Raw genomic sequence first — 3,433 nt, 5'->3', positions numbered from 1 at the left:
CGGGTCTGTAGCTCAGGTGGTTAGAGCGCACCCCTGATAAGGGTGAGGTCGGTAGTTCGAGTCTACCCAGACCCACCATTCTCTGAATGACGCATACAATCGATCTTTATACGCATCAGCACTGTGGCTGGTACGTGTTCTTTTAAAACTTGTGACGTAGCGAGCGTTTGAGATGTTCTATCAGACGTGTCGTGAGGCTAAGGCGAGAGACGGAAGTCTCTTTATTGATTGAGTCGTTATATTCGTATCCGGGCTTTGTACCCCCGGGTCACATATATAACCCAAGGCAACTTGCGGTTATATGGTCAAGCGAATAAGCGCACACGGTGGATGCCTTGGCGGTCAGAGGCGATGAAGGACGTGGCAGCCTGCGAAAAGTATCGGGGAGCTGGCAACAAGCTTTGATCCGGTAATGTCCGAATGGGGAAACCCACCCGCTTGCGGGTATCCTGCAGTGAATACATAGCTGCTGGAAGCGAACCTGGTGAACTGAAATATCTAAGTAACCAGAGGAAAAGAAATCAACCGAGATTCCGTAAGTAGCGACGAGCGAACGCGGACTAGCCCTTAAGCTGATTTGGTTCTAGGAAAACGCTCTGGAAAGAGCGGCCATAGAAGGTGATAGCCCTGTATCTGAAAGGGCCATTTCAGTGAAGACGAGTAGGGCGGGGCACGTGAAACCCTGTCTGAACATGGGGGGACCATCCTCCAAGGCTAAATACTACTGACCGACCGATAGTGAACCAGTACCGTGAGGGAAAGGCGAAAAGAACCCCGGAGAGGGGAGTGAAATAGAACCTGAAACCGTGTGCGTACAAGCAGTAGGAGCTCCGCAAGGAGTGACTGCGTACCTTTTGTATAATGGGTCAGCGACTTACTGTTCGTGGCAAGCTTAACCGTATAGGGGAGGCGAAGGGAAACCGAGTCTGATAAGGGCGCATAGTCGCGGGCAGTAGACCCGAAACCGGGTGATCTAGTCATGCCCAGGGTGAAGGTGCGGTAACACGCACTGGAGGCCCGAACCCACTCCCGTTGCAAAGGTAGGGGATGAGGTGTGATTAGGAGTGAAAAGCTAATCGAACCCGGAGATAGCTGGTTCTCCTCGAAAGCTATTTAGGTAGCGCCTCATATGTATCCTCTCGGGGGTAGAGCACTGTTATGGCTAGGGGGTCATCGCGACTTACCAAACCATTGCAAACTCCGAATACCGAGACGGACTGTATGGGAGACACACGGCGGGTGCTAACGTCCGTCGTGAAAAGGGAAACAACCCAGACCCACAGCTAAGGTCCCAAATTCACTGCTAAGTGGAAAACCATGTGGAAAGGCACAGACAGCCAGGAGGTTGGCTTAGAAGCAGCCACCCTTTAAAGAAAGCGTAATAGCTCACTGGTCGAGTCGGTCTGCGGGGAAGATTTAACGGGGCTAAGCAGTGAACCGAAGCTTGGGGTGCATAACTTTGTTATGCGCGGTAGAGGAGCGTTCCGTAAGCCGTTGAAGGTGGATTGAGAAGTCTGCTGGAGGTATCGGAAGTGCGAATGCTGACATGAGTAACGATAATGCGGGTGAAAAACCCGCACGCCGAAAGCCCAAGGTTTCCTTGCGCAACGTTAATCGGCGCAGGGTGAGTCGGCCCCTAAGGCGAGGACGAAAGTCGTAGTCGATGGGAAGCAGGTTAATATTCCTGCACCTCGCGTAAGTGCGATGGAGGGACGGAGAAGGTTAGGTGTACCAGGCGTTGGTTGTCCTGGGGAAAGGCGGTAGGTTTGGATCTTTGGCAAATCCGGGATCCTCTAAGACCGAGCACCGAGACGAGCCTTTATGGCAAAGTCACTGATACCACGCTTCCAGGAAAAGCTCCTAAGCTTCAGCTTACGCAGACCGTACCGTAAACCGACACAGGTGGGTAGGATGAGAATTCTCAGGCGCTTGAGAGAACTCGGGTGAAGGAACTAGGCAACATGGCACCGTAACTTCGGGAGAAGGTGCACCCTTTTTGGTGGCTCGTGCGAGCTATAGCTGAAGAGGGTCGCAGTAACCAGGCCGCTGCGACTGTTTATCAAAAACACAGCACTCTGCAAACACGAAAGTGGACGTATAGGGTGTGACGCCTGCCCGGTGCTGGAAGGTTAATTGATGGGGTCAGCCGCAAGGCGAAGCTCTTGATCGAAGCCCCAGTAAACGGCGGCCGTAACTATAACGGTCCTAAGGTAGCGAAATTCCTTGTCGGGTAAGTTCCGACCTGCACGAATGGCGTAACGACAGCGGCGCTGTCTCCACCCGAGACTCAGTGAAATTGAAATCGCTGTGAAGATGCAGCGTTCCCGTGGCAAGACGGAAAGACCCCGTGAACCTTTACTATAGCTTTACACTGAACGTTGAGTTCGTCTGTGTAGGATAGGTGGGAGGCTATGAAACTGTGGCGCTAGCTGCAGTGGAGCCATCCTTGAAATACCACCCTGTCGTGCTTGACGTTCTAACCTGGGCCCATTATCTGGGTCGGGGACCGTGTATGGTGGGTAGTTTGACTGGGGCGGTCTCCTCCTAAAGAGTAACGGAGGAGCTCGAAGGTACGCTCAGCGCGGTCGGACATCGCGCACTGTGTGCAAAGGCATAAGCGTGCTTGACTGCAAGATCGACGGATCAAGCAGGTAGGAAACTAGGACTTAGTGATCCGGTGGTTCTGTATGGAAGGGCCATCGCTCAACGGATAAAAGGTACTCCGGGGATAACAGGCTGATACCGCCCAAGAGTTCATATCGACGGCGGTGTTTGGCACCTCGATGTCGGCTCATCACATCCTGGGGCTGTAGTCGGTCCCAAGGGTATGGCTGTTCGCCATTTAAAGTGGTACGCGAGCTGGGTTCAGAACGTCGTGAGACAGTTCGGTCCCTATCTGCCATGGGCGTTGGAGATTTGAGAGGGGCTGCTCCTAGTACGAGAGGACCGGAGTGGACGAACCTCTGGTGTTCCGGTTGTCACGCCAGTGGCATTGCCGGGTAGCTATGTTCGGAAGCGATAACCGCTGAAAGCATCTAAGCGGGAAGCGCGCCTCAAGATGAGATCTCCCGGGGCACAAGCCCCCTGAAGGAACCATGTAGACTACGTGGTTGATAGGTCAGGTGTGTAAGTACAGCAATGTATTGAGCTAACTGATACTAATGATCCGAGAGGCTTGACCATATAACCTCAAGTTGCCTTGGCTTTACGACAACGTCGTAAGAGCATCCAAGTGCACGCTACGTCACAAGAACTATGCGAGGCTGGCGCCTTGTCCCTCAGGGACGAGTGCGACTCTCCAAAAGCCTCCCTGGTGAAATTAGCGCTGTGGAACCACCCGATCCCATCCCGAACTCGGAAGTGAAACGCAGCTGCGCCGATGGTAGTGTGGCTCAAGCCATGCGAGAGTAGGTCATCGCCAGGGTTTATACCC

1 tRNA gene and 2 rRNA genes are annotated in these 3,433 nt (G+C 53.4%); all 3 read left to right on the top strand.

Going from position 1 to position 3,433, the window contains the following annotated elements:
- The first annotated feature begins 1 nt into the window (after position 1).
- The 3 genes from N5J73_RS24055 to rrf all read left to right on the top strand — a co-directional run bounded on the left by N5J73_RS24055 (position 2) and on the right by rrf (position 3,424).
- A tRNA-Ile gene (locus tag N5J73_RS24055) sits at positions 2-78 on the top strand.
- A gap of 225 nt (positions 79-303) precedes the next feature.
- Positions 304-3,183: ribosomal RNA gene (locus N5J73_RS24050) — 23S ribosomal RNA — on the top strand.
- A 126-nt stretch (positions 3,184-3,309) separates the two neighbouring features.
- Positions 3,310-3,424: ribosomal RNA gene (gene rrf / locus N5J73_RS24045) — 5S ribosomal RNA — on the top strand.
- The last annotated feature ends 9 nt before the right edge of the window (positions 3,425-3,433 follow it).

The sequence above is a fragment of the Stenotrophomonas sp. GD03654 genome (assembly GCF_029845105.1).
Lineage (GTDB): Bacteria > Pseudomonadota > Gammaproteobacteria > Xanthomonadales > Xanthomonadaceae > Stenotrophomonas > Stenotrophomonas africana.
This window is presented reverse-complemented; position numbering and strand designations above follow the sequence as displayed.